General features: G+C 72.2%; 7 protein-coding genes. 4 read left to right on the forward strand and 3 right to left on the reverse strand.

Annotated elements, in window-relative coordinates:
- Window positions 1-145: 145 nt before the first annotated feature.
- Window positions 146-673: an STM3941 family protein gene (locus ACFW2E_RS10365; RefSeq protein ID WP_384464361.1), complete on the forward strand. Its 528-nt coding sequence runs from the start codon at window positions 146-148 to the stop codon at window positions 671-673.
- A gap of 19 nt (window positions 674-692) precedes the next feature.
- On the opposite strand, the gene ACFW2E_RS10370 is transcribed toward ACFW2E_RS10365, so the two are convergent.
- From ACFW2E_RS10370 to ACFW2E_RS10380, 3 genes are all read right to left on the reverse strand, one after another.
- The gene (locus tag ACFW2E_RS10370) at window positions 693-1,973 is read right to left on the reverse strand and encodes an MFS transporter (RefSeq protein ID WP_384464364.1); all 1,281 of its coding nucleotides are present in this window, start codon (window positions 1,971-1,973) and stop codon (window positions 693-695) included.
- Window positions 1,970-3,100 (reverse strand): PLP-dependent cysteine synthase family protein, encoded by a 1,131-nt coding sequence (locus ACFW2E_RS10375; RefSeq protein ID WP_384464367.1) that lies wholly within the window; start codon window positions 3,098-3,100, stop codon window positions 1,970-1,972. The genes ACFW2E_RS10370 and ACFW2E_RS10375 overlap by 4 nt, the downstream gene beginning before the upstream one ends.
- Window positions 3,101-3,205: 105 nt before the next feature.
- Window positions 3,206-3,661 (reverse strand): hypothetical protein, encoded by a 456-nt coding sequence (locus ACFW2E_RS10380; protein ID WP_384464370.1) that lies wholly within the window; start codon window positions 3,659-3,661, stop codon window positions 3,206-3,208.
- 433 nt (window positions 3,662-4,094) lie between these two features.
- Between ACFW2E_RS10380 and ACFW2E_RS10385 the strand changes: the two genes are divergently transcribed.
- The 3 genes from ACFW2E_RS10385 to ACFW2E_RS10395 all read left to right on the forward strand — a co-directional run.
- A complete protein-coding gene (locus tag ACFW2E_RS10385; protein ID WP_384464373.1) occupies window positions 4,095-4,799 on the forward strand; it encodes a YoaK family protein in 705 nt (234 codons plus the stop codon).
- A gap of 107 nt (window positions 4,800-4,906) precedes the next feature.
- Window positions 4,907-5,413, forward strand: a complete 507-nt coding sequence (locus tag ACFW2E_RS10390; RefSeq protein ID WP_384464376.1) for a SigE family RNA polymerase sigma factor — start codon at window positions 4,907-4,909, stop codon at window positions 5,411-5,413.
- A 10-nt stretch (window positions 5,414-5,423) separates the two neighbouring features.
- A partial coding sequence (locus tag ACFW2E_RS10395) for a hypothetical protein (RefSeq protein WP_384464379.1) occupies window positions 5,424-5,934 on the forward strand: 511 nt, incomplete at its 3' end.

Consider the following 5,934-nt stretch of genomic DNA (forward strand, 5'->3'; position numbering starts at 1 on the left):
ATGCATCGCGAGGCCCCCCTCCCAACCCCCCGCCTCATCGAAAGCGCCCGGCTCCCGGTCGTTTCCGGCGCGCGCCACCTCCGTGGGTCGGTCGAACCCCGTCCCCCCCGGCGTCGCTCGAGACACGCTGCCCTAAGGTCATCGCGTGACGAAAGAATCCGCGGATCCGCGAAGAACCACCTATCCCCCCTCCGTGCGGCGCGCCCTGCTCGTGGCGCTCGGCTCGGCCGTGTTCGTGGCGCTGGGCATCTGGATGCTGATCGGCCACTCCACTCTCAAGGCCACGCTCACGGGCGCGGTCGCCGTGCCGTTCTTCGGCCTGTGCGGCTGCGTCGCGATCGGCCGGCTCGCGCGACGGCGGCCCGAACTCGAGCTCACCGGCGACGGGCTGACACATGCGATGCTGGGTCCGATCGCCTGGGCGGAGATCGCCGCGGTCGGCATACGGGAGATCAAGGTCCGTTCCAGCTCCCAGCGAGTGATCGAGCTGGTACTCCACGATCCCGGTGCGTACCTGGCGCGGGCACCACGATTCGCCCGGATCGCCGGCAAGGCCAACCTGCGCCTGGGCTACAGCCCGGCGACCATCGCGGCGACCACGCTCCCGGTCGGCGTGGACGAGGTCCTGGAGGCGATGCGCCGCCATCACCCCTCGCTGACCGTCATGCAGTAGGCGCGCCGGAGGCCTGATGTCAGGCCACCACCGACGCCAGCTCCGGCTCCGGCCGGACCGTCAGACGGCCCGAGCGGGCCAGCAGACCCACGCAGCCCGCGCAGAGGGCACCCGTCGCCGCGAGCAGCAGCCAGGTCAGCTGCGGCAGGCCGAGACGATCGGCGGCGTCCCAGACGGCGCCCGTCGTCAGGTTGCCCAGAGTGATACCGAGACCGGACACGGTGTTGTAGAGGCCGTAGTGCGTGGCGACGAGACGTCCGCCGGCGAGTGAGACCACCGTGTCCATCTCGAAGGGGTAGACCACGGCGGTGCCCAGCCCGAGCAGCGTCACCGCCGCGAACAGCGGTGCCAGCGCGGCGAACCAGCCGAGCGGACCGACGTCCGCCGTCACCTCGCCGGCTCCGAACAGCAACGGCAGGAAGGCCGTTCCCATGAGAGCGATACCGCAGACCATGGCGCGCGAGGAGCTCCAGCGGGCGCGCGCCCACGCGGTGATCTTCAGCTGACCGGCCACCGTCACTGCTGCCGACACCGCGAACAGGGCCGTGGTCACCGCGTCGCCACTGTCCGGAAAGGCGCGGTGGGCCTGCAACGGCAGCGCGAGGTAGACCTGGAAGGACAACACGTACGAACCGGTCATCGCGCCCGAGAAGAAGAGCCACGGCCGGTTGACGACGACGGCACGCCAGTCCGCCAGCACGCCCCTGGACTGCGCCGCCCCGGCCGCCGTGCGCGCGGGCAGCATACGCAGCTGCACGACCGTGAGACCGAGAAAGAGCACCGCGGCCACCGCGCACACGAGCCGGAAGTCCGCCGCCAGCAGCGCGAGGCCGACCAAGGGGCCGGTGAACATGCCGGCCTGGTAGAAGACGTTGAAGGCGGCGAACGCCTCGACCCGCCGCTCCCCGGCCTCCTGGGCGAGATACGCCCGCACGGCGGGGTTGAACAGCGCGCCGGCGAACCCCGTCGCGGCGGACGCGGCGACGAGGGCGGGCAGGGAGTCGACGACACCGAGGAGGCCGAAGCCGACGGTGCGCAGCACGCACCCGGCCGTGATCACGGTCTTGTAGCCGAGCCGGTCGGCCAGTGTTCCGCCCACGAGGAACATGCCCTGCTGAGTGAAGTTGCGCACGCCCAGCACCAGCCCGACCGCCCAGGCGGCCATGCCCAGGCCGTCCGCCAGGTGCGCCGCCAGATAGGGCATGAGCATGTAGAAGGCGACGTTGATGGTGAACTGCTGGACCATCAGCAGCCGGACGCATCCGTTGAACGAACGGAACTGCACGGCCAGGGGCTTCATCGTGCGACGCCTTCCGGGACCGTGACACGGACACAGCGGGTCCAGCGCTCGACCGTGCGCTCACCGCAGTGAACGATCTCGTCGGGATCGTCGGCCGGGCGGCCGCCCAGGAGGTCGTGTTCTCGGCAGTACTCGTCGCTGTACACGGTGTCCCAGTAGCGGTGCATCCCGTCCGGGAAGATCGCCGCGATCCGCGTGCGCGCGGGCTCGGTGCGGGCCAGCCAGCTCGCGACCAGGGCGACCGCGCCCACGCTCCACCCGCCGCTCGCGCAGTGACCGCGGGCCAGTCGCCGGCAGGTCCGAACGGCCTCGCCGGGAGCCACCCAGTGCACCTCGTCGAAGGCCGCGTGGTCGACGTTGCCGGGGTGGATGCTGCTGCCCAGCCCGCGCATGAGGCGCGGTCCCGCGGGCTGTCCGAAGACGGTGGAGTTCACCGAGTCCACGCCGACCAGTCTCAGCCCGGGGTTGAAGGTGCGCAGTACGCGGCCGGCACCGGCCGAATGGCCGCCGGTGCCGACCGCGGCGACGAGCACGTCGACACGGCCCAGCTGCACCATGAGTTCGAGCGCGAGAGGGGCGTACGCGGCGACACTGTCGGGGTTGTGGTACTGGTCCGGGCACCAGGCCCGCGGCGTGCACGAGAGGAGTGCGGCCACCCGCTGCCGGCGCGCCTCCTGCCAGCCGCCCACCGGGTGCGGTTCCGTGACCACCTCCACATGAGCGCCCAAGGCCCGTAGGTGGTGCACCATGAGGGGCTCCATCCCCGGGTCCGTCACCAGGGTGACCGGGTGGCCGTAGGTGATTCCGGCCAGGGCGAGGCCCAGGCCGAGGGTGCCGCTGGTGGACTCGATGACGGGCGCGCCGGGCCGCAGGTCGCCGCGCCGGCGAGCGGCGGCGACCATGTGCAGACCCGCGCGGTCCTTGATGCCCCCGGGATTGAAGCCCTCCAGCTTCGCCCAGAAGCCACGCCCCGTCGGGTTGAGGGGCTCGCCGATCCAGAGAACGGGGGTGTTGCCGACCATGCCGGCCGGTGAGCGGTGCGCGGCTCCCACCGGTTCGGGGAGTTCGTGTGCCGCGAGGAAGGAAGCGACCTCGCGGGAGGAGATGCTGCGCAGAGCCGTGGTCATGAAGCGTCCTTCTGTGGCCCGGGCGATGCCGGGTCGCGCGTCGGTGCCGTACGTGGGGGATGCCGAAGGCCCGGCGTCACGGTGTGAACCGCCGGGCCGGCACGGTCAGGTACGGCTGACGCAGACGATGCGCAGCAGTGCGGGCCCGCTGCGGGCCCGGGTGTCCGGTGCCCCCGCGCGCCCTGGCGGTGCGCCGGGGGACGCCGCGTCCTCCGAACGGTGACGCAGCGACAGGAGCACTACAGGCAGCAGTGCCAGGAGCAGCGTCCCGACCGGCGCGCGCAGACAGGCGAGGGCGTGCGCGGGGTCACAGCACAGCATGTCGTGGTCCGGCTGCTCGTCGGTCGTGCCGGTGACACGAAAGGACGCCGGTTCGGCAGGGCGGAGGGGGAGAGCCGCCGAGCCGTACTGCCCCTGGCCCCGACCCGCCGCGGCACCTCGCTCCTCGGCGGCGTGCGCGGCACACGCCACCAGGTGGGCCAGGAGGATCAGGGCCACACCCAGGAGGAGCGCGAGAGCCGGTCTGCGCGGACGCGTGTGACCGACGGATACCTGCGGCATGCCACTGATCGTAGTCAGGACAGGGCGACATGGCAGTATTCGCGCACGTATGGGTGAATGGCCGGACTGCGGAGAAGAGCGTCCTTCAGGCCGTCAGCTGTCCTCCTGCCGGCCGGAGTCCAAGGGCCGGCGGTCGCCGCCGGTGGGGCCTGCGCCGCTCGTCCGCTCGCCCACGCCCTCGCGGACCTGTGCCGGCTCGTCGGCGAGGAGGGGGCCGCGGCCGAGAACTACGCACTGGCCGAACGCACGGCCCGCGCCTGGAGCTCACCGCATCTCAGCGCGAACGCACGCCCGCGGCGGAGCTGTCCGCCGCCCGTGCCCGGCGACGGGCCTTCGCGAGCCGGCACGAGGTGGCCGCCAGAGTGCGGAACGCGTGTCACACGTCCGTCGGCTTCCGGCACTGCGGCAGGCTGGGGTGGTGATCGCCGATTCGATGCGAGACGAGAAGCGCCTGAGCGTCGCGCTCTTCGCATTGACCATGACCGCCGGAGCGGTCGACGCGATCACATTTCTCGGTCTGGGCCACGCCTTCGCCGCCCTGGCCACCGGGAACCTGCTGCTGCTCGGCTTCGGGGTCGCGAGAGCGCCCGGAATCCTCGTCGGTCGCCCGGCAGTGGCGCTGGGCGCCTTCGTCGTGGGGGCCGCCGTCTGCCATGCCGTCATCGCACGGCTGCTCTGCCGTGGACGCCGCTGGTTCGTGATCACGCTCGCGGCAGAGACCGCGCTGCTCGGTGCGGCGGGCCTGTACGCCGTCGCGGCCGGCGGGACGGGGCGGCACTCCGTTCAGGTCGTCGCCATCGAGGTCGCGTTGCTCGCCTGCGCGATGGGGTGGCGCACCCGAGTGATGATCGAGTCGAGGGTCGCGGAGATGCCCACCACGGTGGTGCAGATCCCGCTGGTCAAGGCGCTGACGGATGTCCTGTCCATCGGTTCGCACGCCTCGCGGGTGTCCGCGCTGTCGCGGGCTCGTCGTGTCGCGACCGTCCTGGGCATCTTCGTCGGCGGAGTCGTCGGGGCCCTGCTGCTGAGACTCGGGCTGGGGCCCGCCATCCTCGTCGTGACGGCGTTCGAGGGATGTGTGGTCGCCGTGTACGCCTGCGCGCCCCGACTGCGGCCACATCCTCACCCGCGCCACTGACTCCTTCACGCCCGTGACCCGGATCACAGGGTCGAAGTGCATTGCGGAGGGCGGTCCGACGTCTTTCTCCGGGTGTAGGGGGCCGGCCGACAGCGGGGAAGGTGCGGATGGAGCAGGGGCGAGCCGATGGGTTCGACGGGTTCGTGGCGGCCCGTTGGTCGGCGTTGTTCCACCTCGCCCGGCTGCTCGTGGGCGGAGACCGGCACCGCGCCGAGGATCTGCTCCAGGAGGCACTGGTCAAGCTCTGGTTCGTCTGGTCCAGGATCGCGGACGAGGCACCAGAGGCATATGTACGAAAGGTTCTGGCCCGAGCGGCGGCCCGCTCGGCGCGGCGGCGCTGGTGGGGCGAGCGTCCGGTCGAGCAGTTGCCGGACCGGGCCGAGGAGGGTGATGTGTCCGCGTCCGTGGCGGAGCGCTCGCGACTGGAGGCCGCGCTCGCCCAGTTGCCGCCGAAACACCGGGCCGCGGTGGTGCTGCGCTACTACCAGGACCTGCCCGAGAAACAGGTCGCGGAGATGCTGGGGTGCCCGGTGGGCACCGCTCGGTCCCATGCGTCGCGCGGCGTGGCACGGCTGCGCCGGCTTCTGGCCGATGTCATCGAGCCGGTGGGGTGAAGGGGAGCCGATGGATCACTTCGAGAGGGAACTCGCGCGCATGATGCGTGACTCCCAGGAGTACACCCCCTTCGAGTCCGAGCAGCGGGTTCGTCTTCGCTCCGGGGTCCGGGCCCGCCGCCGTGCGCGCGCGGTGCAGAAGGCCGTCGGCTCCGTCCTGGCCGTGGCCGGTCTGGGCCTGGGCTTCTTCCTGCTGCCCCAGGACCGGGCCGACGACCGGCCCCAGGCCCCGGTGCCCCGGCCCGCGATCAGCCCCGCCACCCCGACCACGACACCTTCGCCGACCTCCGGGGCGTCCCCGAGCGAGACCACCACCGTCGAGCCCACGAACGGCACCACCGACGAGACGACCACCGCGCCCGCGCCGCCGACCACACCGACGGGTACGGCCACGGGCTCGTTTCCGGCCTCGACCGGCTCGCCCCCGCCCTCCCGTACGGAAACGCCGGACGCGCCGCCGCCGACCTACCCGCCTTCCACGGCGGAGTCGTCGTATGCGGGCCGCGCCGCGGGCCCCCGGT

This window comes from Streptomyces sp. NPDC058964, from assembly GCF_042741275.1.
Classification (GTDB): domain Bacteria; phylum Actinomycetota; class Actinomycetes; order Streptomycetales; family Streptomycetaceae; genus Streptomyces.

What these genes read in the sequence shown, in the direction of transcription:
- ACFW2E_RS10385 (WP_384464373.1), top strand. Translation starts at nt 4,095, where the DNA reads ATGCGAGACGAGAAGCGCCTGAGCGTCGCGCTCTTCGCATTGACCATG.
- ACFW2E_RS10370 (WP_384464364.1), bottom strand. Translation starts at nt 1,973, where the DNA reads ATGAAGCCCCTGGCCGTGCAGTTCCGTTCGTTCAACGGATGCGTCCGG.
- ACFW2E_RS10380 (WP_384464370.1), bottom strand. Translation starts at nt 3,661, where the DNA reads ATGCCGCAGGTATCCGTCGGTCACACGCGTCCGCGCAGACCGGCTCTC.
- ACFW2E_RS10390 (WP_384464376.1), top strand. Translation starts at nt 4,907, where the DNA reads ATGGAGCAGGGGCGAGCCGATGGGTTCGACGGGTTCGTGGCGGCCCGT.
- ACFW2E_RS10375 (WP_384464367.1), bottom strand. Translation starts at nt 3,100, where the DNA reads ATGACCACGGCTCTGCGCAGCATCTCCTCCCGCGAGGTCGCTTCCTTC.